The organism is Bradyrhizobium sp. ISRA442 (assembly GCF_038085055.1).
Taxonomy (GTDB): domain Bacteria; phylum Pseudomonadota; class Alphaproteobacteria; order Rhizobiales; family Xanthobacteraceae; genus Bradyrhizobium.
Genome location: NZ_JALGCN010000018.1, coordinates 43,923 through 68,553 on the forward strand (window position 1 = coordinate 43,923; position 24,631 = coordinate 68,553).

Below are 24,631 nucleotides of genomic sequence, written 5' to 3' on the forward strand. Positions count from 1 at the left end.
CGGAGACGTCAGCATCCGTACGACAGTCCTTCTGCCCTTCCGACCACGGAAGACTACTGAAATGCCACCTCGGCGAAGCTGCGAAGCTTGCGCGAATGCAGTCTTTCCGATTCCTGCTGCTTGAGCCGCTCCAGCGCCTTCAGACCAATCTCGAGATGCTGGCCGACGCGGCGCCGGTAGAACTCGCTGGCCATGCCCGCAAGCTTGATCTCGCCGTGCAGCGGCTTGTCGGAGACGCAGAGCAGCGTGCCGTAGGGGACGCGGAAGCGATAACCGTTGGCCGCGATCGCCGCCGATTCCATGTCAAGCGCAACGGCGCGCGATTGCGACATGCGCCGGATCACTGCGGGTCCGCTGATTTCCCAATTGCGATTGTCAACGCTCGCCACCGTTCCCGTGCGCATCAGACGCTTGAGCTCAAACCCCTCGAGGCCCGTGACGTCACCGACCGCCTCCTCGAGCGCGACCTGCATCTCGGCCAGCGCCGGGATCGGCACCCACAGCGGCAGCTCGCGATCGAGCACGTGGTCTTCGCGCACATAGCCGTGGGCGAGCACGTAGTCGCCGAGCCGCTGCGTATTCCGCAAGCCGGCGCAATGGCCGAGCATGAGCCAGGCATGCGGACGCAGCACCGCGACGTGGTCGGTGACGTTCCGCGCATTGGACGGGCCTGTCCCGATGTTGATCAGCGTGATGCCGCGATAGTCGGGCGCGACGAGATGGAAGGCCGGCATCTGTGGCGTGCGCTCGGGCGCAACTCCGGTCGTTCCGCCGCCATTGCGCGTGATCACGTTGCCGGGCGCGACGAAGGCCTCAAGGCCGGCCTCGCCGGACTGGAGGCGCTGCTCACAAAACTGCGCGAAGGCGTCGACATAGAACTGATAGTTCGTGAAGATCACGAAGTTCTGGAAATACTCGGGATCGGTGCCGGTGTAGTGATAGAGCCGTCGCAGCGAGTAATCGACGCGAGCCGCCCGGAACAGGGAGAGCGGTTCGGGCGCCCCTGGCTGTAGCTCGAACGTGCCGTCGGCGATCGCATCGTCCATGGCGGCGAGATCCGGCACGTCGAACATGTCGCGCAGCGATCGCATGACAGGGAACGTCTCGCCGCTGGCGATGGCGGCTTCGATATTGATGTCGCGGCGATAGGCGAAGTGGATCGGGATCGGCTCGCTGGACTCGCCGATCTCCACGGGCACGCCATGGTTCTGGATCAAGAGCCCGATCTGCTCGGTCAGATAGCGCCGGAACAGGTCGGGCCGCGTCACGCTGGTCTCATGCACGCCCGGTCCCGCGACAAAGCCGTAAGACAGACGCGAATCCAGCCGTGCATGCGTCGCGGTGGTGACACGAACGAACGGGTAGTAGGCGCGCGCGTGCGTCGTGATCGTCTCGCCGTTGACATAGGCCTCGAACCGGTCGCGCAAGAATTTCGTGTTGCGTTCGTAGATCTCTTCGAGGCGGGCGACGGCGGCGTCCGCATCGTTGAAGGATTCGCTGGCGATGGACGGCGGGGATTGGATGGGAATGGGATGCATGTTGGCGCCAAGTTTCATTGAAGAGCCGCTTGGCGTCGGAGTATAGCAAGAATAAAGCCGCGCCGTCATTGCGAGCGCAGCGAAGCAATCCAGAATCTCTCCGCGGAGACAGACTGGATTGCTTCGCTGCGCTCGCCATGACGAGTGGAAAGCCGTGATTGCCGCCGGGACGGTCGGTGGATACGGCGCTGCGCGCCCTTGCCTACCCTACGAGATCGGAAATGACGCTGCGCGTCACTTCTCTCGGAAGGCGCGCATGAGCTGGTCGTGCAGCGGCTTCATCAGGTAGGACAGCATGGTGCGGTCGCCGGTCTGGACGAAGGCCTCGACCGGCATGCCGGGGATCAGCTTGACGTCGCCGAGGCGGGCGATCTCTTCCGGCGGCATCGAGACGCGGATGGTGTAGTAGCTCTGGCCGGTGCGCTGGTCGGTGGTGACGTCGGGCGAGACGCGGCTGACGAGGCCGTTGAGCTCGGGCGTGGTGCGCTGGTTGAAGGCGGAGAGGCGCAGCAGCGTCTTCTGGCCGATCTGGAGCTTGTCGATGTCGACCGGATTGACCTTGGCCTCGACCTGGAGATCGTCGGACTGGGGCACGATCAGCATCAGGGTATCGCCCGCGGTGACGACGCCGCCAACCGTATGCACGGTCGATTGCAGCACCATGCCGTCCTGCGGCGCGCGGATGTCAACGCGGCGGAGCTGGTCCTCGGCGGTGACCTTGCGCTCGATCAACTCGCCGATCTTGTCGTTGGTCTCGCGCAGATCCTTGGAGACCTCACTCACCATGTCCTTGTCGACCTGGATGATCTGGAGCTCGGTCTCGGTGATCTTGCCCTTGGCCTGCGCCCGCGAGGCGATGTATTGCGCGCGCTCGCCGTTGAGGCGGGCGGAGTCGCGCTCGAGCGTGGTGAGGCGCGAGAGCTGCACCAGATGCTTGTCGTAGAGATCGCGGACGCCGGTGAGCTCCTGCTGCACCAGGGCGATTTCCCTGTCCTTGGCCTTTTCCTGGGCGGAGAGACCTTCGATCTCCTCATTGAGCTGCTGGATGCGCTCGCGAAGCTGCGCCTTCTGGCCGGCACGGCCGTTGACGCGAACGTCAAACAGCTTGCTTTCACTGGCGATCAGCGTTCTGACGTCGGGATCGGCGACGCGATCGAGCAGCGACTGCGGGAACTGGATCTGGTCGAGGCCGCGCTGCTCGGCCTGGAGCCGCGCCGCGCGCGCCTGTGCGGCGTCGAGATTCTTGGTAACGATGGCAAGGTTCGCCTTGGTGACGGTATCGTCGAGCCGCACTACGATGTCGCCGGCTTTGACCACGTCGCCATCGCGGGCGCGCACCTCGCCGACAACCCCGCCGGTCGGGTGCTGTACCTTCTTGACGTTGGATTCGACGACGATCTGCCCGGGCGCGATCAGCGCACCCGAAATCAGCATCGTGGATGCCCAGCCGCCCAGCCCAACGGCCAGAATCAGCATGATCGACAGCCCGAGGATCAGGTGAAACCTGATCGAATGCCGCACGCCCTGCTTCGCGCCGGGCTTCGTGCCGCCAATCGTCATCGTACTCATGGCTTGGTCACTCCGCCCTCGCTGACGATCTTGATCGGCGCCGGCGGCGCGACACGGGGCTGCAGCACCTGGGCCAGCACCTGCTCCTTGGGACCAAAGGCCTGCACACGGCCATCGCGCAGCACCAGGATCTGGTCGACCGCCTCGACGCCGATCGGCCGGTGCGCCACGACGATGACGATGGCACCGCGTTCGCGCGCCGCGCGGATCGCGCGGGTCAGCGCCTCGTCGCCCTCGGTGTCGAGATTGGAGTTCGGCTCGTCGAGCACGATCAGGAACGGATTGCCGTAGAGCGCGCGCGCCAGCGCGACGCGCTGCGCCTGGCCTGCGGAGAGGGCAGCGCCCTGCTCGCCGACCTGCGTGTTATAGCCCTCGCGCATCTTGATGATCATCTCGTGCACGCCGGCCTCTTTGGCCGCGGCGATGATGCCGTCCGACGTCGCCTCGGGATCAAAGCGGCTGATGTTCTGCGCGATGGTGCCGCCGAACAGTTCGACGTCCTGCGGCAGATAGCCGATATGGCGGCCGAGCACATCCGACGACCATTGGTCCAGCGCCGCGCCGTCGAGCCGCACCTTGCCGCGGACCGGCTGCCAGACGCCGACGAGTGCGCGGATCAGCGACGACTTGCCGGAGCCGCTCGGCCCGATCACGCCGAGACCATTGCCCGCGGTCAGCGCGAAGGTGGCGTCCTGCACGATGAGGCGCTGATCGCCCGGCGGCACAATGGAGACGCCTTCGACCGACAGCCGGCTGGAGGGCACCTGCAGTTGCGTCGGCATCGCCTGCGCCGGCATCTGCTCCAAGAGCCGGCTGAGGCGATGCCAGCTCTGGCGGGCGGCGACGAAGGACTTCCAGTGCGCGATCGCGAGATCAACCGGCGCCAATGCGCGCGCCGCCAGGATCGAGCCGGCGATGATGATGCCCGCGGTCGCCTCCTGGTGGATGACGAGATAGGCACCGACCGCGAGCACGGCCGATTGCAGCATCATGCGCAGCACCTTTGCGACCGCACCGAGACCGCCAGCGATGTCGCTCGCGCGCTGATTGCCGGTGAGATATTTTTCGTTGGCCTCGCTCCAGCGCTGGTTCAGCCGGCCGGCCATGCCCATCGACACCAGCACCTCGGCGTTGCGTCGGCTGGCCTGGGCGAGATCGTTGCGCTGTGCGGCGAGCCCCATCGCCTCGCGCGCCGGCTGGCGCGACATGAACTCCGTGACCAGCGTCAGCCCCACCAGGATGATGGCGCCGATCAGCGCGGTCACGCCGATCAGGACGTGGAAGGCGAAACAGATGGCGAGATAGAGCGGCAGCCAGGGTAGATCGAAAAACGCGCTCGGTCCCATGCCGCCGAGGAAGGCGCGGACATTGTCGAGATCGCGAAGCGGCTGCAGTCCCTCGTTGCGGCCACCGATCATAAGCGGCAGGCGCACGATGGTGTCGAACACGCGCTTGTTGAGAGCTTCGTCGAGCGCGGTGCCGACCCGCCCGAGGATGCGCCCGCGGATCATGTCGAGCACGCCCTGCGCGATATAGAGGCCGCCGGCCAGGATGATCAGGCCGACCAGGGTCGGGATGCTGCGGCTCGGCAGCACCCGGTCATAGACCTCCAGCATGAAGATCGACCCAGTCAGATAGAGCAGGTTGATCATGCAGCTCATCAGCCCAACGCCAATGAACGCCGTGCGACAGGCGCGCAAAGCGTCACTGAGCTCTGAACGGCGAAAGCCGGGAACGGCTGCCATCAGTCTGATCTCTTTCGGGTAATGGGCGAAGCCCCTGATCTAAAATGCAATTTCAGGGCTACTTGACCCGGATTAACACCGCGTTTTCGGCCCTTGTCCAATGCAGTCAATAAATCCTAGAAACTGGTACTTCATCATCTACCCCGACCGCGCACGTGCGCAAGTCCGGAATTTCACAGGCTCGCGGCTTTTTCTTCCAAGCTTAACGGCCCTCCCCAGCCTGCAAGCGGCGCCGGGTTCCGACTTGCCAAGCCTCCCGCTAAAGCCGGCCACCGCCGCGGAGCAGCCGCACAACCAGCAGCAGAATGACCGCGCCGATGGCGGAATAGACGATCTCGGACACGAGGCCGGTGCCGAGGCGAATGCCGAGCTTCGGAAACAGGAAGCTCGCCACCAGTGCGCCGGCGATGCCGACCACGATGTCGCCGATGATACCGAACCCGGTCCCGCGCACCACCTTGCCGGCCAGCCAGCCCGCGATCAGGCCGACGAACAGGATGACGAGCAGGCCTTCATTGGAAATGTACATGAGTGAGGTCCCTCTCCGCGAACGGCCTCATGGAACCGGAACGGCGATGAATGAGGTGTGAATGTGCTTCACCTTCGTCCGGTTGCCCCTCAAACAAAAATCGCGAAAACAACCCCATGCAAAGTAGACCGGCACTCGCCGGGATGCGCCCGGTGAATTGTGACAAGTCCATCTTGGCACAAGAGATTTTTCTGTCCTGGCGCAGAAGATTTTCGAAGTAAGGAGCGGGCGAAGTAAGGCGCGCACTTCTCTCTCATTCCCTCCCTCCTTGCGGGGGGAGCGGCAGGGAGGGGGTAGCCACGAACTCCGATCTCGCTTGGGGCTACCCCCTCCCCAGCCCTCCCCCGCAAGGGGGGAGGGAGCGCAGCGTGCGTTGGGCTGCACTTCAGCTCAAATCGACCAGGTCATATCGACAACAAGCTCGCTACGAAGCTGCTGTCACCGCCTCCGCCAGCACGCACCTTGCCGCCCTGCCGGGTGCCACCTCCACATTCGGCGGCAGTTGCTGCAGGCAGCGCGGCTGGGCCGCGGCGCAGCGGGGGGCGAAGGAGCAGTTGTGCGGCTTCTCCGCCAGCGAGGGCGGGGCGCCCGGGATGGTCTCGAGCCGCTGTCCGCGCCTCGCGCCGTGGATGGTGGAGGCGAGCAGGCCCTTGGCATAGGGATGCAGCGGCGCGCGGACGATGTCGCGAAGGCTGCCCTGCTCCACGATCTGGCCGGCATACATCACCGCGACGCGGTCGCAGATCTCGATTGCGACGCCGATGTCGTGGGTGACGAAGATGACGGACATGCCGAACTCGCGCTGCAGCTCGCGCAACAACAGCAAAATCTGGATCTGCACGGTGGCATCGAGCGCGGTGGTCGGCTCGTCCGCGAGCAGGATCTTCGGCCGGCAGGCCAGCGCCAGCGCGATCATCGCACGCTGGCGCATGCCGCCGGACATCTCATGCGGATAGGCGTCCAGCCGGCGTTTGGCCGAGGGGATGCGCACGACCTCGAGCATCTCGAGCGCGCGCGCCCTGCCATCCGCAAAACTCTTGCCTTCATGGCGCACCACGCTTTCGGCGATCTGCGCGCCGATGGTGTAGACCGGATCGAGCGCCAGTGCAGGCTCCTGGAAGATCATCGAGACGGTCTGGCCGCGGAAGGCGGAGAGCTCCTCGTCGTTCATCGCGAGCACGTCGCGGCCCATGACGTTGACGCGGCCGGAGATCTGCGTGCGCTTTCTCGGCAATAGCCGCATCAGCGCGCGCAGCGTCACGCTCTTGCCCGAGCCGGACTCGCCGAGCAGGCCCAGCACCTCACTGTTCCCGAGCGAGAGGCTAAGGTCGTTCACGGCGAAGACCGTGCGCTCGCCGGTAAAGCGGATGTTGAGGCCTGAGATCTCGACGAGCTTTGTCATGACGGCAGTTTCGGTACCCGGTCGTGGTAATCGGTCACGCGCTGGAAGGCGGCGCCGATGGTGAGCAAGGTCGCCTCATCGAAGGAGCGACCGATGAGCTGCATGCCGATCGGCAGGCCGCTTTGAGTGAAGCCGGACGGCACCGTCAGCGACGGCAGGCCGAGATAATTCACCGGACGGGTGAACAGCGTCAGCCGCTGCAACAGCGCCGGCGCGTTCGGTCCGCCGCCGACGTCGCTCTCCGCAATCGTCGGCGCTGGCACCGGCGAGGCCGGCGCGATGACCGCATCGACGTCAGCGGTTGCCGCATTGTGCGCGGCGAGCGCCGGCCCGCGCCAGCGCATCGCCTCCAGATAGGTGATGGCGGGAACGGCGAGCCCGTTCTGCAGGCGCATCAGGACCTGCGGGCCATAATCCTGCGGCCGCTCGATCATCCAGCGCTTGTGGAAGGCGGCGGCTTCGACGGCGAGAATGAGCTGGCTCGCCGCGGACAATTGCCGCTGGTCCGGCAGCTCGACCTTGATGATGTCGGCGCCCTCGCGCTTGAGCACCGCGATGGTCTCGTCCAGCACACGCGCGACCTCGCTGTCGAGATCGTCGACATAGAACGACGCGGGCACGCCGATCTTCAGGCCCTTCAGCGAGCCCTTCGTCGCGACGACATAGTCCGCGAGCGGCTCGTGGCTTGCGGTCGGGTCCTCGGGATCGGGGCCGGCGATCAATGCCAGCAGCAACGCGCAGTCCTCGGCGGTGCGAGCGAGCGGGCCGACCGTGTCCAGCGACTGCGACAGCGGCATCGCGCCGGCGCGGCTGACGCGACTCCAGGTGGTCTTCAGCCCCGTGACGCCACAGAAATGCGCGGGCATGCGGATCGAGCCGCCGGTGTCGGAGCCGAGCGCGGCATAAGTGAGCCGCGCCGCGACCGACGAGCCGGAGCCCGACGAGGAGCCGCCGGTGATGTGCGCGACATTCCAGGGATTGCACACCGGGCCGTAGTGGCTGTTGTGGCCGGTCGGGCCGTAGGCGAATTCGGCCATATGCAGCGTGCCGAGCCGGACCTGGCCGGCATCCTTCAGCCGCTGCAAGGCGGTCGACGTGGTGGTGGCGACGAAGTCGCGGCGGATCAGCGAGCCGCAGGTCGCGACCTTGCCGGCATCGTAATACATGTCCTTGTGCGCGAGCGGCACGCCGTGCAGCGGGCCGCTCACTTCGCCTTTGGCCAGCGCGGCGTCGGCGGCATCGGCCGCCTTCAGCGCCGCCTCCGATTCGATTGCCATGAAGGCATTGAGATGCGGTTGCCACTGCTCGATGCGATGCAGCAAGGCCCGCGTCACCTCTTGCGAGGACACCTGCTTCAGCGCGATCGCACGCGCGACCTCGGTGAGCGTCATCAAGGCGGGCTCGGTGCTCATTTCGAAACCTTCACATGCTGCGCGACCACGTAAAGCGCGGGCTCGAGATCGAACGGCAGCGTGCCGGCGATAGCCGCGAAACCTTCGAAAGCCGGTCCGATCGAGTTGGAGATGCGCGTCGCGATCTCGTCATCCACGGCAATGCCGGCCACCTGCGCCGTCGCCTTGATCTCTTTTGTCGTTGGTCTCGTCATGCAAGTTCCTCCCTCGGCGCGCGGCTATGGCCTGAACCCGGGATCGCCATGTAGCACGCGGCCTCGTGGCCCATCTTATCGAGCGCGGTGAGCTTTGGTGTAGCTTTTGCGCAGAGCGGTTCCGCAAACGGGCAACGGGTGTGGAAGCGGCAGCCCGACGGCGGATCGATCGGATTGGGCGGATCGCCCGTGATCGGCGGCTTCTCGGTGCGCCTGTCAGGGTCGGAGGACGGCATCGCGGCGAGCAGCGCGCGTGTATAGGGATGCGCGGGTGCGTCCCAGACCTGGTCGACCGGGCCGAGCTCGACAACCTCGCCGAGATACATCACCAGCACGCGATCACTGATGTAGCGCACCACGTTGAGGTCGTGGCTGATGAAGAGATAGGTCAGGCCGAACTCGCGCTTGAGATCGGCGAGCAGGTTGAGCACCTGCGCCTCGACCGATTTGTCCAGCGCGGAGACGGCCTCGTCCAGGATCACCAGCCGCGGCGACAGTGCCAGCGCTCGCGCGATGTTGACGCGCTGGCGCTGGCCGCCGGAAATCTCGTGCGGATAGCGGTTGGCGAAATTTTCCGGCCGCAAGCCCACCTTGCCGAGCAGCTCGCGCGCCAGCGCGCGCGCCGCGCTGTCAGCCATGCCGTGGACCTTCGGGCCGAAGGCGATCGACTCCTCGATCGTCAGGCGCGGATTGAGCGAGGCATAGGAGTCCTGGAACACCATCTGCATGCCGCGGCGCAATTCGCGCAAGGACAGCGACCGGCCGACGGTCATGCCGTCATAGACGATGTCGCCGGCATCGCGCGGCATCAGATGCATCAACAGCCGCGCGGTGGTCGACTTGCCGCAGCCGGACTCGCCGACGATGCCGACCGTCTCGCCCTTGGCGACGGAGAAGGAGACGTTGTCGACGGCGCGCACGGTGCGCTTGGCGCTGAACAGCTCGCCGCGAACCGGAAAATGTTTTGTCAGGCCGCTCACCCGCAGGAGCGGCTGCGCCACGCCGCCGCGGTCTTCGACCGGCTCGAGCATTTCGACAGTGGTGGTGGTTTCGCTCATGGCCTAGTTCCTGATATCCATGGCGCTGCGCAGGCCGTCCGAGAGCAGGTTGAAACAGATCGAGACCGCGAAGATCATCGCGCCGGGAAGCGCGGCGACCCAGGGATTGACGTAGATCGCGGTGCGCAGCGTGTTGAGCATCAGGCCCCATTCCGGCTCCGGCGGCTTGGTGCCGAGGCCGAGGAAGGAGAGCCCTGCGGCCAGGATCATCGAGACCGAGATCAGGCTGGTGGCATAGACGAAGATCGCGCCCAGCACGTTGCCGAGGATGTGCACGCGCATGATGGTGAAGGGACCCGCGCCGGAGGCGCGCGCGGCCTCGACGAAGTCCATGTTGCGCACGCCGGTGGTGACGCTTTCGGCGACGCGCGTGATCTGCGGCACGAACACGATGGTCAGCGCCACGATGGAGTTGAGGATGCCGGCCCCCAACGCGCCGGAGATCGCGATTGCGAGCAGCACGGAGGGGAAGGCGTAGAACACGTCGACCGTGCGCATGATCGCGGTGTTGAGCCTGCCGCCGACATAGCCGGCAATGATGCCGAGCGAGGTGCCGATGCCGATGGCGAGAATCACGGGCAGGATGCCGATGACGAGCGACAGTCGCCCGCCATAGATCAGTCGCGCCAGCATGTCGCGGCCGAGCTCGTCGGTGCCGAGCGGATAGCCGGGCGTTGCGATGTGACGGAGACGGCGGATCATCGAGCCCTTGTAGGGATCCTCCAGCCCAAGCCACGGCGCGAGCAGCGCCGAGAGAAAGATCAGGAGCAGCACCAGCGCGCAGGCGATGCTGACCTTGTCGCGCAGGATGCGGCGGCCGACGGTCGCCCAATAGCCGCGCGCCTTGGTCGCCGGCGCGGCCTGAAGTGCCGCATCGCTCGTCGCGGACAACGGAAGCTCGCTCATCGGCTAGCCCCGCTTGATGCGCGGATCGATCGCGGCCTGCGCGATATCGACCAGCAGATTGAGGAAGACGAAGAACAGCGCCAGCACCAGGATGGTGCCCTGCAGCAGCGGCAGGTCGCGCTGGAAGATCGCCGAATTCAAGAGGAAGCCCGAGCCCGGCCAGGAGAACACGGTCTCGATCAGGATCGAGCCGCCGAGCATGTAGCCGAGCTGCAGCCCCATCACCGCCAGCGCCGTGGGCGCCGCATTCTTGATGACGTGGCGGAACACCCCTCGCTCGCGCAGGCCTTTTGCGCGCAAAGCCTCGACGAAGTCCTGCGAGAGAATATCGCCGGTGAGTGCACGCACCGTGCGGGTGACGATGCCCATCGGGATCACCGACGTCGTGATCGCCGGCAGAACCAGGTATTTGAGATGCGCCCAGTCCCAGGCCCAGGCGCCGGAACCGCCGGGACCGGCGCCGACCGCGGGCAGCCAGTTCAGCTCGACCGAGAAGATGATGACGAGCAGCATGCCGAGCCAGTAATGCGGCACCGAGACGCCGGCGATCGCAAAGGACGTCGCCAGCTTGTCGATCCAGGTCTCGCGGAAATAACCGGCGATCAGGCCGAACAACAGGCCGAGCGTGAAGCCGATGATGGCCGCCGCAATCGCCAGCGTGACGGTGTTACCGACCGCGCGCATGACCTCGGCAAGCACGGGACGCCCCGTCGCGATTGAGTTGCCGAGATCGCCATGCAGCGCGCGCAGCAGCCACAGTCCGAACTGCACCGGCAGCGGCCGGTCGAAGCCGTAGGCGGCGCGAAGCTGCGCCGCGAGCTCCTGCGAGGCGTCGGCCGGCAGCACCGCCACCAGCGGATCGCCCGGCGTGATGTGCACGAGCAGAAAGCACACCAGCGCCACGCTGATGACGATCGGGACGACGTAGACGATGCGTCTGGCGATATAGGCGAGCACGTTTGGTTCTTTCTTCCTTCTCCCCTTGCGGGAGAAGGTGGCGCGAAGCGCCGGATGAAGGGTTCTGTCCGCGGGTGCAGTCATTTCGAACGAGGGGTCCGCATCCGCGGAGGGAGACCCCTCACCCGGCTTCGCTTTGCGAAGCCACCCTCTCCCACAAGGGAGAGGGTGCACCGGTCGTGTTGCGCGAGCTACTGCGTCATCGAGATCGGCGAGAAATCGACGAACCAGCTCTTGGGCTGCACGAAGCCCTTGACCTTCGGACTCATCGCACGCGGTGCGACGTCGTGGGCGACGTAGAGGAAGGCCGCATCGTCGACGGAGGCCGCGTGCAGTTCGGCGAGCGCGGCGTCGCGGGCGGCGGGATCGAAGGTCTGCCGCGCCTTTTTCACCAGCTCATCGAACTTGGGATTGTTGATGAAGCCCCAATTGTTCGAGACCGGCGGCGCCATGCCCGATTGCAGGAAGCGCACCAGCGCAAAGAACGGGTCCATCGCCGCATAGGTGACGTTGGTGGCGTTGGAGCCATTGGCGCTGGGATCCTTGGCGCCGCGCCGCCAGTTGGTGAACAGCGTATTCCACTCGATGACGTCGAGCTGCACGTCGAAATAGCACTCGGCGAGTGCCTGCTGCAGATATTCGTTCATCGGCAGCGGCAGCATCTGGCCCGAACCGGATGCCGAGGTCTGCACCTTCACCGTCAGCTTCTTGTTGGGGCCGTAACCTGCTTCCTGCATCAGCTTCTGCGCTGCCGCCTTGTCGTACTTGATCTGGAACGTGGGATTGCCGCGCCAGGGATGGCCGGGCTCGAAGGTGCCGGTCGCCGGCACCATCAGGCCGGCAAGCAGCCCATCCTTCAGGCCTTCGCGGTCGACGCAGAGGTTCGCCGCCTTGCGCACGCGGATGTCATTCCAGGGTGAGCCTTCGACGCGCGAGAACTGCCAAGGCCAGACATGCGGCTCTTCGTTGGAATAGAGCACGAAGCCGCGCTGCTTGATCTCCGGCAACGCATCCGGCGCCGGCGCCTCGACCCAGTCGACCTGGCCGGAGAGCAGCGCCGCGGTGCGCGCATTGGCTTCGGGCATCGGCAAGAGCACCATCTTGTCGACCTTGGGCACGCGCGCCTTGTCCCAGTAGCTCGCGTTCTTGACGAGCTCGAGCCGCTCGCGCGGCGTGAAGCTCGACATTTTCCAAGGTCCGGTGCCCGAGGCGTCCTTGGCGAACGCGGCCCAGGCTGCTTGCGACTTCGCCTTGGCGTCGGCGCCTTCGGCGGCATCATAAAGCTTTTGCCACTTCGCCGGGCTCGCCATGAAGAGATTGGTGAGGTTGATCGGCAGGAAGCTGTCGGGCTCCTTGGTGGTGAGCTCGACGGTCATGTCGTCAATTTTCTTCGCGGAGGCGAGCGTGGGCATGCGCGAGGCGGTAACGCCGACCTGGCTCGCGTCGAATTGCGGCGCGTCCTGCTTCAGCACCTTCTCGACATTCCACACCACGGCGTCGGCGTTGAACGGCGAGCCATCATGGAAGGTGACGCCGGGACGCAGCTTGAATATCCACTTGGTCTTGTCGGCATCGTCGACCTTCCACTCGGTGGCAAGGCCGGGGATCACCACGCTCGCCTTGTCGGCGGAGGACAGGTCCCAACCGGTGAGCCCGTCATACATCGTGAGGCCGGTGAAGCGGTTGCCCTCAAAACCCTGATCGGGCTGGCCGAGCGTGCGCGGAATATCGGCAGCGGTCATGCCGATGCGCAGCACGGTTTCGGCATTGGCAACGCGCGGCCATGTGGCCGCCGTGCCGAGCGCGAGCACCGCGATCAACGCCGCGCGAGAAGTCTTCTTAATAAGCATCGCCTCAATCCTTTTCCGGCTTTCGATGACTATTTTTGATGCAATCGTATGCAATGGCTATGCCAATGGGGAAACTTATTCTGCAAATTGCCCATGCGACGACAAGTCCTTGTGATCGCGCGCCGCTAAACGCGTCGCGCTGCATATTCTGGCATCGAGCTTGCAAGTTTGGCCCCGATTTCTCCCTTCTCGATTCTCCCTTGGAGCCTTGGGCCATGCGTATTCGATCATCGATTTGCCTCGCCGTGCTTGTGCTGGCGTTCTCTGCAATCTCGGCGCGCGCCGAAACCGTGGTGCGCTACGGCATCTCGATGGCGGATATTCCGCTGACGACGGGCCAGCCCGATCGCGGTGCCGGCGCCTATCAGTTCACGGCCTACACGATCTACGATCCGCTGGTCGCCTGGGAGATGGACGTCGCCGACCGGCCCGGCAGGCTGGTGCCGGGGCTCGCCACCGAATGGAAGGTCGACGACAACGACAAGACCAAATGGCGCTTCAGCTTGCGCAAGGGCGTGAGGTTTCACGACGGCAGCGAGTTCAATGCCGATGCGGTGATCTGGAATCTCGACAAGGTGCTCAACGACAAGGCGCCGCAATTCGACAAGCGCCAGAGCGCGCAGGTGAAGACGCGCCTGCCCTCGGTCGCGAGCTACGCCAAGATCGATGACTTCACGGTGGAGATCACGACCAAGACGGTCGACTCCTTCTTTCCCTATCAGATGCTCTGGTTCCTGGTGTCGAGCCCCGCGCAGTACGACAAGCTCGGCAAGGACTGGGACAAGTTCGCAAGCCAGCCCTCCGGCACCGGCCCGTTCAAGCTGACAAAACTCGTGCCGCGCGAGCTCGCGGAGCTCACCAAGAACCCGGACTACTGGAACAAGAAGCGCATTGCGAAGGTCGATAGAATCGTGCTGGTGCCGATGCCGGAAGCGCTGACGCGCACCAACGCGCTGCTGGCCGGGCAGGTCGATCTGATCGAGACGCCGGCGCCGGACGCCGTGCCGCAGCTCAAGGCGGCCGGCATGAAGATCGTCGACAACATCACGCCGCATGTCTGGAATTATCATCTCAGCGTGCTGCCCGGCTCGCCCTGGACCGACATTCGCCTGCGCAAGGCGCTCAACCTCGCGATCGACCGCGAGGGCGTGGTCGGCCTGATGAACGGCCTCGCCAAGCCGGCGAAAGGTCAAGTCGATCCGTCGAGCCCGTGGTTCGGCAAGCCGAGCTTCGACATCACGTATGATCTCGCTGCTGCCAAGAAGCTGGTCGAGGAGGCCGGCTACTCCAAGGACAAGCCGCTGAAGACCACCTTCATCATCGCCCAAGGCGGCACCGGGCAGATGCTGTCGCTGCCAATGAACGAATTCCTGCAGCAGAGTTTCAAGGAAATCAGCATCGACATCGACTTCAAGGTCGTCGAGCTCGAGACGTTATATACGCATTGGCGCAAGGGCGCGGCCGACGAAATGAACGCAGGCATCACCGCCAACAACATCGCCTATGTCACCTCGGATCCGCTCTACGCCATCGTACGCTTCTTCGCCTCCGACCAGATCGCGCCGGTCGGCGTCAACTGGGGCGGCTACAAGAACCCGAAGGTCGATGCGCTGATCAATGAAGCCAAGCAGACTTTCGACACCGTCAGGCAGGACGATCTGATCGCACAGGCGCATGCCCTGATCGTCGACGACGCCGTGCTGGTCTGGGTCGTCCACGACACCAACCCGCACGCGCTGTCGCCCAGGATCAAGCAGTTCGTCCAGGCGCAGCACTGGTTCCAGGACCTGACCACGATCGGGGTGGAGTGAGGGAGTTGAGGCACATCGCAACCACAAATAACTCTGTCGTCCCGGCGCAGGCCGGGACCGACACCTTGCTTTAGGCTCCTGCGGAGCTCACGCACGCAGCGCAGCCCCGCTACTTCGTCAGCAGCGCATAAGCACCGGACCAGCCGTCGGGGGGTGGATTGAGCTGGAAGTCCTTGATGCGCGCCTCGTAAAGCTTGAACAGCTTTTCCAGCGTGTCGGCGTCCTCGCTGCGACGGCCGCGCTCGATCGCGCCGAGCGCACCTTGCCAGTTGCGGCTGCGATAGCAGCCGAGCATCTCGATGGTGATGTTGCGGAGGCGCTGGAAGGCCGCCGAGTGCATCACGTCCTCGCGGCCGGCGATCGCATAGATGACTTCCGGCTCGGTCTTGCCCTTGACCATGATGAAATCGAGCTCGAGGATCGCGAACTTGTCCTTGGCGGCGAGCGCGGTCGAGGAGCCGACGATGATCGGGAATCCGTATTCCTTCGATTGCCCCTCCAGGCGCGAGGCCAGGTTCACGCTGTCGCCGAGCACCGAATAGTTGAACTTGCGGTCCGAGCCCATATTGCCGACCACGCCGATGCCGGTGTTAAGGCCGATGCCGACATTGAGCGGAATGTAGACATGGCCGCCCTCGGCGGCCTCCTGTTCGCGCTCCTTGTTGACCATTTCGATCTGCTCGAGCATCCGGATCGCGGCCTCGCAGGCATTGATCTCGTGCTGCGCATCGTCGAGCGGCGCGTTCCAGAACGCCATGATGGCGTCGCCCATATATTTGTCGATATAGCCCTTCTGCTCGATGATCACGTTGGTCAGCGGCGTCAGGAAACGGTTCATCAGGGCGGTTAGCCCTTGCGGATCGTGCTTGTAGGTTTCCGAGATCGTGGTGAAGCCGCGCACGTCGGAGAACATGATCGTCATCTCGCGCTCCTCGCCGCCGAGGACGAGCTTTTCCGGCGCGAGCGCGAGCTGCTCGACCAGAACCGGCGACATGTATTGCGCGAACATGCCGCGGATCTGCACGCGCTGGCGCTGCTCGCGGACGAAGCTCGCGAAGATCAGCGTCAGATAGATCGCGGTGGTCGACAACAGCGGATAGGTGAAGTCGATGAGGTAGCGGTACCGCGCGTAGAAGAACCAGGACACGCCGATCAGGATGGCCGCGAACATCGCACCCGCGAGCACCAGCCGCACGGGTCCCAGATTCGGCGTGAAGGCGATGACGAGGAGGCCGATGACCAGCGCCGCGAGCAGCTCGACGCCGAGCGCGTAGTTCGGCAGGGAGATGACCGCGCCGCTCAGCACGCTTTCGAGCACCTGGGCATGGATCTCGACGCCCGGCATCGTGGACGACACCGGCGTGGTCTTGATGTCGTTGAGCCCGACCGCGGAGGTGCCGATCAGCACCAGCTTGCCGGAGATCCTGCCGGGCGACACCTTGTTGTCAAGCACGTCGGCCGCCGAGACATAGATCGAGGGATCCTGGCGGGCATAGTGAACCCAGAGCTGGCCGTTCTTGTCGGTCGGAATCTCGAGGCCCTTGAGGCGGACCGCCCTGATCCCGGTCTTGTCGGTCCTGACCAGGAGCGTCGGCGTGCTGGTGACAACCCGCAGGATCTCGAGGCTGAGCGAAGGCATGATGTTGCCTTGCGCGCGCATGATCATCGGCACGCGGCGGATCAGGCCGTCACGCTCGGTCTTGATGGTGAACAGGCCGCGGCCGGCCGCCGCCGTCTCGATGATGGGCACATTGCGCAGCAGGCCGGGGAATGCGTACAGGAAGCGCTCGGCGCCCTCCTCGCCGACCGTGGCGACGCCCGTGAAGGGAAGTGTCTTGTCGATCTCGGCGGTCGCAGCCGGCTGTCCGGTCTCGCCCAGCACCACGCGCGAGCGCTTGATGGCTTCGGAGAGGATCTGGTCGTTGGTCGGCAGCTCGCGCAGCTTGGCGCGGGTGACGTCGTCCAGATAGCGCATCTGGCTCGCGACAATGTCCGGATTGAGCCGGTCGGCCTCGGAGAACACGACGTCGAACCCGATCGCCACCGCGCCGAGGTTGGTGAGGCCGAGGATCATGTCCGCGATCCGCGTGCGCGGCCACGGCCACTGGCCGAGCCTGGCCAGGCTCTTGTCGTCGATGTCGACGATGGTGACCGGCCGCGCCGTCTTATGGCGCGGATCGATGAGCTGAAACATGTCGAAGGTGCGTAGGCGCAGCTCCTGGATCGGCGGCGGATCCCAGAGGCGAAGCCCGGCGAATCCGATCAGCAGCGCCAGGCACATCAGCCGCGCAAAGCCGAACTTCCGCGCGAACCACCGCCGCAGGGTCTTAAAGCGCTTCATTCTGGTCGGACTTCCTGTCCTGCGTCACGCCACAGGCCCCGATCATGGCGCCTAGTCGCGCGATTGGCTATTCCCCGGCGGTGCAAGATTGAGGTTTTTTGCCGCGGTCCAGGCGGGCCGCCCCGCCGGGAGGCCAGGCGTTCCTCAGGTGATGTGGAAAATGAAATCGCTCGCCTTGAGGTTTGCGGCGACCACGCTCTTTAGCAAGATCGATTCATGCTCGGTGACCGGCGCGCTCTCGAACGGGGTGACCTGCTGGGTCCACGTCACCAGCGTGCCTGTGCCGTCGGACTGCTGGGTGATAACGAGATCGTTGATGGAGCTGACGTCCGAGAACTGCCGCAGGTCGATCTTGTCCACGCCCGTCGCAAAATCGTTGATGATGTGCTGGCCGTCGGCACCCGACGCGTTTGGCGAGAACACGAACTGATCCTTGCCGGCGCCGCCGATCAGCGTGTCGTTCGTCTCGGTCGCAAAGATGACATCCTTGCCGTCCGTGCCTTGCAGCGTGATGCCGTTGCTCGTATCGCCCGCCTCGTTGAAGATGAAGTGAACGACATCGGAGTGACCGGCGGAATCGGTGACGGTCAGCGTGATCTCGTCGTCGAGCGGGGCCGGGACGCCGGGATTGTAGGTGATGCCGTTCTCGAAGGCGAGGTTGATGTCGTCGAGCGAGCGGGGCGTGGGATCGACATCGACGCTGCTGCCCTCATGCGCGGTGAGTGCCGTGACCGTGAAGGTATCCGTCGAAGCGCCGGAATCGGTATCGACGACCCGGAGATTGGTGATGAGGTCGGTGTTGGTCTCGTTGCTATGCCAGACCTGGAAGCTTTCGGTGTCGATGACCGGTCCGCCCACGGGAGCCGTCACCTCCGTGCTGATGGTGGTGACGTCGTGCGAGACCGGGGTCGGGCCGCCGGTGCCTGTGCTCGTGAGGTCGATCGTCGCCGGCGACGTGACACCACCCGTATAAGTGTCGTCGAGGGCGTGCACGCCCAGCGCGCCCGGCGTACCGGTGTAACCGTCGGCCGGCACGAAGCGGATCAGCGTATCCGGGCTGAGCACCAGCGCATGCGCATCATCGACCGATCCGATGTCGACCCACTGACCGCCAACCTCGTATTGCCAGACGCCCTGTGCGGAGGTTGCGGCATCCGACGTCACCGCGACCGCCTTCAGGCTCGCACCATTGTCGACGTCGTGGAACTTGCCCGCGAAGAGAACGCTGATGGCCTCTCCGCCCGGATTGCTTTCGTTGCCGGCGACGGACGGCAAGGACGCGTTGTCCAGCGTCGGGGCGTCGTTGACGCCGTTGATCGTGATGGTGACGTCCTGGCTGACTGTGCCGCCGTGGTGATCATCAAACGTGACGGTGTAGACCTGAGTGATGGTCTGGCCCGCGGCCAGCGACTGCAGCGTCTGATCGCTGTCGTCGAGCGTGAAGTGCCAGCCGAGCGTCGCGCCGTTGTCCGTGTCGGTGGTCAGCTCGGTCACCGACGGATCGATTGTGAAGGTGCCGATATGCGAGCTGCTGTCGAAGCCCGGCAGAGCCGAGCTGACGGATGAAGACTTGAACGTCGATGTCGCCGTGTGGGTGTCGATCAGATCCAGATCCTGGATCGCCAGCGTGCCGTCGAGCGACAGCGTCAGGCCCGTATCCTCGGTGACGTCGCCCGCTGCCGCCGCCGCACCGCTTGTGATCGTCGGCGCGTCATTGACGCCGGTGATGGTGACCGTGACGTCCTGCGACACCGTCGCATTGTGGTCGTCGGTGAAGGTGACGGTATAGACCTGGGTGATGGTCTGGCCTTCGGCCAGCGACTGCAACACCGGATTAGAGTCGTCGAGCGTGAAGTGCCAGCCCAGCGAGGCACCGTTGTCGGTGTCGGTGTTCACTTCGGTCACCGACGAATCGATCGTGAAGGTACCGATATGATCGGTGCCGTCGCCGAAGCCGGGCAGATGCGCATTCGACGTCGACGACTTGAACGCCACCTGCGCCGTATGGGTGTCGATCAGATCGAGATCCTGGATCGTAAGCGTGCCGTCGATCGACAGCGTCAGGCCGGTGTCCTCGGTGACCTTGCCCGTTGCCGCGGCGGCGCTGCTGGTGATGGTCGGGGCGTCGTTGGTGCCGGTGATGGTGACCGTGACGTCCTGGCTGACAGTTCCGCCGTGATGATCGTCGACGGTGACGGTGTAGACCTGGGTGATGGTCTGGCCCTCGGCCAGCGACTGCAGCACCGGATTAGAGTCGTCGAGCGTAAAGCTCCAGCCGACCGACCCGATGGTGCTGACGCCGGGATGCTCGGTCACCGCCGTCAGCGCGAACGTCCCGATCTCGCTGAGGGGCGCGGTTTCCGAATAGCCTGGCAGGTTGGCGTGTGCATCCGACGACTTCAGCACGAAGCTCGCCGTGTGAGTGTCCGTGAGGTCGGGATCGCGGAAGGTGATCGTGCCGTTCGCTGCCAGCGTCGTCGCCGCATCCTCGGTCAGCGCTCCGGTCGCGGTCGTCGACTGGTCGACGATCGTCGGCACGTCGTTGGTGCCCTCGATATTAACGTCAGCGCCATTGATAGAGACGGTGACCGGCGTACTGACGACGCCGCCGTGCCCGTCATCGACCTGCACCACGTAATTGAGGACCAGCGTCTCGCCGTCGGCGAGGAAATCGAAAAAGTGGTCGGCGACGCTATAGGTCCATTTGGCCGTACCATTGTTGGCATTGCCCGCGGCCTGCACCACGGTGAGCGGCACCTCGACGGCGGCGATCGCGGCCAACTGCTCCGGGGTCAGTGACGACGTGACATCGTGGCCTTGCGCATCGAGATATTTGAACGGTTGGGTCGACGAGATCGCCGCACTCACGATCGGCCGATCGGTCAAATCGACGTCGGTGAAGGTGACGGTGCCGGTGATGGTATCCAGAACCGTGTTGCCGGTCCCGATCTGCTCGATCACGGTACCGCCCGACGTCGCGATGGTCGGCTTGTCGTTGGTGCCGGTGATCGTGATGGTGATCGGGATGTAGGTCGTTTCGTTGTTCGGTGCGAAATTATTGTCGACGCGAACGACGTAGGTCAGCGTCAGCGTCTCGCCCCCCGCGAGGAAGTCGAAGCTCTTGTCGGGAATGCTGTAGGTCCAGACCGCCGAGCCGTTGTTGTGGTTGTTTGCATCGGGCACGACCGCGATCTTGATCTGGGTCGCCGCGATGTCCTGCTGCTGCAGCGCCGTGAGCGTGGCGGTGACGTCCTGCTGGCCGGCGTTCTTGTAGACGTAGTTGGGCGCGAGATCGACCTGCACCGTCGGCTGGTCGCCCCGATTGAAGTCGAGGAAGGTGATCCTGCCGCTGACCGTGTCGAGATCGGTCGCGTCGCCGGTCTTGTCGGCGCGCTCGGTGAGCAGGAACGCCGTCTGCACATTGCCGTCGAGATTGAGGCTCCGTGCCTCGGGCGGACCGGGGATGCGGTCGTTCGACGTCGTATGGTCGGCGGGCGCCTGCGGCGTCGGACCTAGCTGGTTGAGATTGACGAAGGTCGGGATCGCGACAAAGCCCGCGGCCGTCTTGATCACGAGACCGTCACTGGTCTGCGTGATCGTATCGGTGAAGTTCGTGGTCAGCTTGGTGTTGCTGTTGTTGTCGGTGAACTTCAGCGTGAACACATCCGTGATCAGCTTCTGCACGTCCGGCGACAGCAGCGCATTGCTGACCGAGACGTTGCCGCCGCTGATCTGGATCATCTGACCGGCCTGGTTGACGGTCGCGATCGGCAGCAGCGTGATCTTGTCGAACAGGATGTAGGAGCCGGTCGTGCCGTTGGGCTCGACCAGCACCTGGAAGTTCGCCTGCGGCTGCGGATCGCCGCCGCCGGGGGGCACGATGAAATTGATCTGGGTCAGCACCGCCGTGCCGCGGATGCCCATGGTGGCGACCGGCGTGTCGACCTTCATGTCGCCGTGCTTGGCGGTCTCGCCGGCAACGAAGGTGATGGTGCCCGCGACCAGGCTGAGCAGCGAGGAGTTGTTCGACCCATTGGGGTCGTAGACCATGTCGTTCAGCACCATCCGCGCGTTGGAGGACAGGCCGAACACAGTGCCGTCGATGAAGGTAATGCCGAGCGTCGAATCCGCGCCGGTCGAGACCACGTCGCCCTTCTCGACGTTGTCGCCATTGTTCAGGATGATCGAGACGCCGTTGCGCACCGCGGTCGCGCTGCCGGCGAGCTTCGTGACGTGGCCGATGACCTCCGCGCCAGCCGCGCCGGCCGCCGCCTGCGCGTACTGGACGTGACCGGTGAGCGCGCTGACGATGTCGCCGGTGAGATGCGCGCCGTCCGGTGAGGCGATCGCCGCGCGTTTGTCGCCTTTGAAATAATCGTGAACGACGAACTCATGACCGTCGTTGGACAGCACGAGATCGACGCCGGCGCGGCGGAACTCACCGTGGAAGATCAGGTTCGGATCGGGAACAACGACGGCGCCGTCCGGGACATGACCATGCGATTTCGCCGTGAAGGAATCGACATGGACGTCGGCGGGCGGGTGTAAACCCTGGCCATCCAAGGAGAGCGCGGCGTCAAGCTTGCCAGCGTAGTAATTCAACGGGGCACCGTAAAAACGTTAATATTGAAATAAGTATCGGGCGCGCGGGCCCCGCCTAAGCTTGCATATCATTACCAAGTCCTTAGTGAAACCGTCTATTGCTTGTGTGATTTCGCATCACAAGACCACCCGACCCCGATCCGGGTAGTGGGACCGGAGAGGAAGCAAGGTAAATTTTCGAGGTTCCCCAGTCGAATTCAGCTCATTCAGACGCATATTTCGTCTTTTGAAGTATACTGCCGTCAAAGTTCGGCGGCGATTACTTGTGTCATCTTTGGTTCGTGGTGCCCTGCAGCATCCTGCAGCAAACACGGAACTAAAACTGTGAGGCAGCTAACAGAACCCGTGAAATTAGCGGCCCGTTAGCCATAGAACGCAGAATCAATTGTTCCACAGCCTGCACCGGCAATTGGTTCCATTTCACGGCAACTCCGGCCTCAGTTGCGGCCGATCCGTAAAATTTTACCCAAAACGTCTAGTCTGATTTCAGTCTGTTATTGGTTTTTGGCGCCCTCCGCCGCGCGCGTTAAGCTGACCAAAACGCCCCGCCTCGCACCATCTGCGCGAAAGCAACAAAGCCCGGCACGGACAGGTCGAGGGGATCTGACGAAGCCGGAAGGGGAAGTCAGATGGAGACCACAGCTCGCAGGCGCGCCTGGCGCGCAATCCTGGTCCTGTGCGGATTGAGCCTGCTCGGACCAAACGCCGAGCTTCGCGCCGGCACGCTGCTGTCGCCGGGATCCGCCGTGCTGGTGCGCAAATCGGCCGAGCCGTTCGGCGTGTTCGCCTTCGCCATCTCCACCGGCAGCCTGCGGCAGAAATGGTCCGCGCTGAAGGACAAGATCGATGACGACATGGTGCAGCTCGCGCTCTGCGACGGCGACCGCGACAACTGCGCCTCGCCCGCGGCCCTCAAGCTGCTCGCCATCGTCGACCGGGCTCGCGCCCGCGACGGACGCGCGCGGCTGGGCGAGACCAATCGCGCCATCAACCTCGCCATCAAGGCTGCGAATGACGGCGCTGAGGATGTCTGGAGCTCACCGCTTGCGACCTTCCAGCGCGGCACCGGAGACTGCGAGGACTACGCCATCGCCAAGCTGGCTGCGTTGCGGCTCGCCGGCGTTGCGGCCGAAGACCTCCGCATCGTGGTGGTGCGCGACACGCACTCCGGCGCAGAGCACGCGGTCGCGGCCGCGCGGCTCGACGGCCGCTGGCTGATGCTCGACAACCGCCGCATGGCGATGGTCGAGGACGAGGACGCCCGGAGCTATCAGCCGCTGTTCGTGCTCTATCGATCCGCCGTGCTGAAATATGTCGACGAGCCGGTGCGCGTGTCGCTGGTCGCCGTAAGCGCGGCGATGCACTGAGCCGGGCGACTTGTAGCCCGTACCGCCACAAAGGCATTTCGCCGCGCGATCGGGGAAGCTAGCATGGCCGCCACCATGCTGGGGGGCAACGGAATGCGGTTCATCGTGCTGACTGTGCTTGCGCTGCTGGCGTCGCCGGCCTTCGCGCAATCCGGCACGTCCGATCGCTCCATCGCCGACAAGCTGCCGTTGTTCACCAAGAACAACTGCGCGCAGAACCGCGATCCCGCCAATCAAATGTTCTGCGGCGATGCCCAGCTCGCCGCCGCTGCCGAGAAATTGAGCGGAGCGATCGAAGCGCGGCTGGCTCGCTTGCCCGATCGCCTGCCCGCGATCGAAGAGAATGCGATCTGGATCCGCCAGCGCAGTCTCGGTTGCGGAATCATCGGCCAGGCTGCGGTTCGCTACGAGGATGTCGAACGGGTCAAGGCCTGCCTCCTCAAGGTGACCGAGGAGCGCGCCGCCATCCTGCGCGATCCCGATTTCGACTGCCTCGCCGCCAACACGGCGGCGGGCGCGCTGATCTGCGCCGACCCGGCGCTGGCGCTGACCGAAACGGAGCTCAACAAAGAGGTCCTCGGCCTGATCAACAAGCTGAACCCGACCGAGGCGCGCTTTGCCTTCGCCGAGTACGGACGCTGGACCAGGGAGCGCGACCGCAAATGCAATCTGGTCGGCAAGGAGAACGTGCCGCTTGCTGAGCTTTCGCCCGCGGAAGATTGTCTCGCCGACTACCTGAGCAGCAAGACCGCGGAGATCGCCGCCGCCAAAGGCGATCCGAAGAAGGTGTTCGGCCGGCAGATCGCGGCGCAGCTCCCCGACACCGATGCCGTCGACTTCTGCGCGGCGCGAATTCATGCGGCGAGTTCATGCGGCAACTTCGTCCGGATCAACCGCGTCTTCGCGGTCGACAGTCAGGTGACCGAGCAGGAGGCACAGGTCACCGGCGAGATCGAAATGGTCGTGCTGGCGCCCTTCACCGCCTGCAGCAAGATTGCCTCGACCTGCACCGGCACCTGCTGGGACACGAGGTCCGGCCGTCCGCAGCCGGGCGCCGCCAACAGGGAGCGCTCCGCAGAAGCCTTCAACGTGACGCGCCGCTTGCGGATCCAGCGGACTTTCGCCTTCGTGAAAGCCGCCGACGGTTGGCGATGCCGCGAAGACGAGCTGGCGCCGGTGAACTCGGGGATTGCGAGCGGGGGGTCGTAGGTCCTTCTCCCTCTCCCCGCTCTTCGCGGGGAGAGGGTTGGGGTGAGGGGCTGCTTCCGCAAATTCGGCTCAAGAGGGACTCGCTGAGAGCCCCCCTCACCCGGAATTCAAGCTTCGCTTGAATTCCGACCTCTCCCCGCA

The 24,631-nt window shown here is 64.6% G+C and carries 16 protein-coding genes; 3 read left to right on the forward strand and 13 right to left on the reverse strand.

Features of this window, described 5'->3' with window-relative positions:
* Positions 1 to 53: 53 nt before the first annotated feature.
* The 11 genes from MTR72_RS29490 to MTR72_RS29540 form a co-directional block, all read right to left on the reverse strand.
* On the reverse strand, positions 54 to 1,556 hold the full coding sequence (locus MTR72_RS29490; RefSeq protein WP_280966944.1) for an AMP nucleosidase: 1,503 nt from the start codon (positions 1,554 to 1,556) through the stop codon (positions 54 to 56).
* 216 nt (positions 1,557 to 1,772) lie between these two features.
* Complete coding sequence (locus MTR72_RS29495; RefSeq protein WP_280966945.1) at positions 1,773 to 3,107, reverse strand: HlyD family type I secretion periplasmic adaptor subunit; 1,335 nt, start codon at positions 3,105 to 3,107, stop codon at positions 1,773 to 1,775.
* Entirely contained in the window at positions 3,104 to 4,852 is a 1,749-nt protein-coding gene (locus MTR72_RS29500) for a type I secretion system permease/ATPase (protein WP_280966946.1), read from the reverse strand. Before MTR72_RS29500 ends, MTR72_RS29495 begins: the two co-directional genes overlap by 4 nt.
* A 259-nt stretch (positions 4,853 to 5,111) precedes the next feature.
* On the reverse strand, positions 5,112 to 5,381 hold the full coding sequence (locus tag MTR72_RS29505; RefSeq protein WP_279373246.1) for a GlsB/YeaQ/YmgE family stress response membrane protein: 270 nt from the start codon (positions 5,379 to 5,381) through the stop codon (positions 5,112 to 5,114).
* Between the two features lie 424 nt (positions 5,382 to 5,805).
* Positions 5,806 to 6,783, reverse strand: a complete 978-nt coding sequence (locus MTR72_RS29510; protein WP_341511635.1) for an ABC transporter ATP-binding protein — start codon at positions 6,781 to 6,783, stop codon at positions 5,806 to 5,808.
* Positions 6,780 to 8,195: an amidase gene (locus MTR72_RS29515; protein WP_280966948.1), complete on the reverse strand. Its 1,416-nt coding sequence runs from the start codon at positions 8,193 to 8,195 to the stop codon at positions 6,780 to 6,782. Before MTR72_RS29515 ends, MTR72_RS29510 begins: the two co-directional genes overlap by 4 nt.
* On the reverse strand, positions 8,192 to 8,389 hold the full coding sequence (locus tag MTR72_RS29520; RefSeq protein WP_280966949.1) for a hypothetical protein: 198 nt from the start codon (positions 8,387 to 8,389) through the stop codon (positions 8,192 to 8,194). Before MTR72_RS29520 ends, MTR72_RS29515 begins: the two co-directional genes overlap by 4 nt.
* Positions 8,386 to 9,447, reverse strand: coding sequence for an ABC transporter ATP-binding protein (locus MTR72_RS29525; protein WP_280966950.1), 1,062 nt, complete (start codon positions 9,445 to 9,447; stop codon positions 8,386 to 8,388). The genes MTR72_RS29520 and MTR72_RS29525 overlap by 4 nt, the downstream gene beginning before the upstream one ends.
* Before the next feature lie 3 nt (positions 9,448 to 9,450).
* Positions 9,451 to 10,353: an ABC transporter permease gene (locus tag MTR72_RS29530; RefSeq protein WP_280966951.1), complete on the reverse strand. Its 903-nt coding sequence runs from the start codon at positions 10,351 to 10,353 to the stop codon at positions 9,451 to 9,453.
* A 3-nt stretch (positions 10,354 to 10,356) separates the two neighbouring features.
* On the reverse strand, positions 10,357 to 11,310 hold the full coding sequence (locus MTR72_RS29535) for an ABC transporter permease (RefSeq protein WP_279373252.1): 954 nt from the start codon (positions 11,308 to 11,310) through the stop codon (positions 10,357 to 10,359).
* 191 nt (positions 11,311 to 11,501) lie between these two features.
* Positions 11,502 to 13,160 (reverse strand): ABC transporter substrate-binding protein, encoded by a 1,659-nt coding sequence (locus MTR72_RS29540; RefSeq protein ID WP_280966952.1) that lies wholly within the window; start codon positions 13,158 to 13,160, stop codon positions 11,502 to 11,504.
* Between the two features lie 215 nt (positions 13,161 to 13,375).
* Between MTR72_RS29540 and MTR72_RS29545 the strand changes: the two genes are divergently transcribed.
* Complete coding sequence (locus MTR72_RS29545) at positions 13,376 to 14,971, forward strand: ABC transporter substrate-binding protein (protein WP_280966953.1); 1,596 nt, start codon at positions 13,376 to 13,378, stop codon at positions 14,969 to 14,971.
* Positions 14,972 to 15,080: 109 nt separating this feature from the next.
* Here the strand turns inward: MTR72_RS29545 and MTR72_RS29550 are convergent, their stop codons facing one another.
* The gene (locus MTR72_RS29550) at positions 15,081 to 17,312 is read right to left on the reverse strand and encodes a CHASE2 domain-containing protein (protein WP_280966954.1); all 2,232 of its coding nucleotides are present in this window, start codon (positions 17,310 to 17,312) and stop codon (positions 15,081 to 15,083) included.
* Positions 17,313 to 17,456: 144 nt separating this feature from the next.
* Positions 17,457 to 21,914, reverse strand: coding sequence for a VCBS domain-containing protein (locus MTR72_RS29555; RefSeq protein WP_341511636.1), 4,458 nt, complete (start codon positions 21,912 to 21,914; stop codon positions 17,457 to 17,459).
* A gap of 629 nt (positions 21,915 to 22,543) precedes the next feature.
* On the opposite strand from MTR72_RS29555, the gene MTR72_RS29560 reads away from it, so the two are divergent.
* The gene (locus MTR72_RS29560) at positions 22,544 to 23,281 is read left to right on the forward strand and encodes a transglutaminase-like cysteine peptidase (protein WP_280966956.1); all 738 of its coding nucleotides are present in this window, start codon (positions 22,544 to 22,546) and stop codon (positions 23,279 to 23,281) included.
* A 93-nt stretch (positions 23,282 to 23,374) separates the two neighbouring features.
* Positions 23,375 to 24,490, forward strand: coding sequence for a lysozyme inhibitor LprI family protein (locus MTR72_RS29565; protein WP_341511650.1), 1,116 nt, complete (start codon positions 23,375 to 23,377; stop codon positions 24,488 to 24,490).
* Positions 24,491 to 24,631 lie beyond the last annotated feature (141 nt).

Excerpts from the sequence above, each read along its gene's own strand:
- MTR72_RS29490 (WP_280966944.1), bottom strand. The coding sequence starts at position 1,556 with ATGAAACTTGGCGCCAACATGCATCCCATTCCCATCCAATCCCCGCCG.
- MTR72_RS29495 (WP_280966945.1), bottom strand. The coding sequence starts at position 3,107 with ATGAGTACGATGACGATTGGCGGCACGAAGCCCGGCGCGAAGCAGGGC.
- MTR72_RS29500 (WP_280966946.1), bottom strand. The coding sequence starts at position 4,852 with ATGGCAGCCGTTCCCGGCTTTCGCCGTTCAGAGCTCAGTGACGCTTTG.
- MTR72_RS29505 (WP_279373246.1), bottom strand. The coding sequence starts at position 5,381 with ATGTACATTTCCAATGAAGGCCTGCTCGTCATCCTGTTCGTCGGCCTG.
- MTR72_RS29510 (WP_341511635.1), bottom strand. The coding sequence starts at position 6,783 with ATGACAAAGCTCGTCGAGATCTCAGGCCTCAACATCCGCTTTACCGGC.
- MTR72_RS29515 (WP_280966948.1), bottom strand. The coding sequence starts at position 8,195 with ATGAGCACCGAGCCCGCCTTGATGACGCTCACCGAGGTCGCGCGTGCG.
- MTR72_RS29520 (WP_280966949.1), bottom strand. The coding sequence starts at position 8,389 with ATGACGAGACCAACGACAAAAGAGATCAAGGCGACGGCGCAGGTGGCC.
- MTR72_RS29525 (WP_280966950.1), bottom strand. The coding sequence starts at position 9,447 with ATGAGCGAAACCACCACCACTGTCGAAATGCTCGAGCCGGTCGAAGAC.
- MTR72_RS29530 (WP_280966951.1), bottom strand. The coding sequence starts at position 10,353 with ATGAGCGAGCTTCCGTTGTCCGCGACGAGCGATGCGGCACTTCAGGCC.
- MTR72_RS29540 (WP_280966952.1), bottom strand. The coding sequence starts at position 13,160 with ATGCTTATTAAGAAGACTTCTCGCGCGGCGTTGATCGCGGTGCTCGCG.
- MTR72_RS29545 (WP_280966953.1), top strand. The coding sequence starts at position 13,376 with ATGCGTATTCGATCATCGATTTGCCTCGCCGTGCTTGTGCTGGCGTTC.
- MTR72_RS29550 (WP_280966954.1), bottom strand. The coding sequence starts at position 17,312 with ATGAAGCGCTTTAAGACCCTGCGGCGGTGGTTCGCGCGGAAGTTCGGC.
- MTR72_RS29560 (WP_280966956.1), top strand. The coding sequence starts at position 22,544 with ATGGAGACCACAGCTCGCAGGCGCGCCTGGCGCGCAATCCTGGTCCTG.
- MTR72_RS29565 (WP_341511650.1), top strand. The coding sequence starts at position 23,375 with ATGCGGTTCATCGTGCTGACTGTGCTTGCGCTGCTGGCGTCGCCGGCC.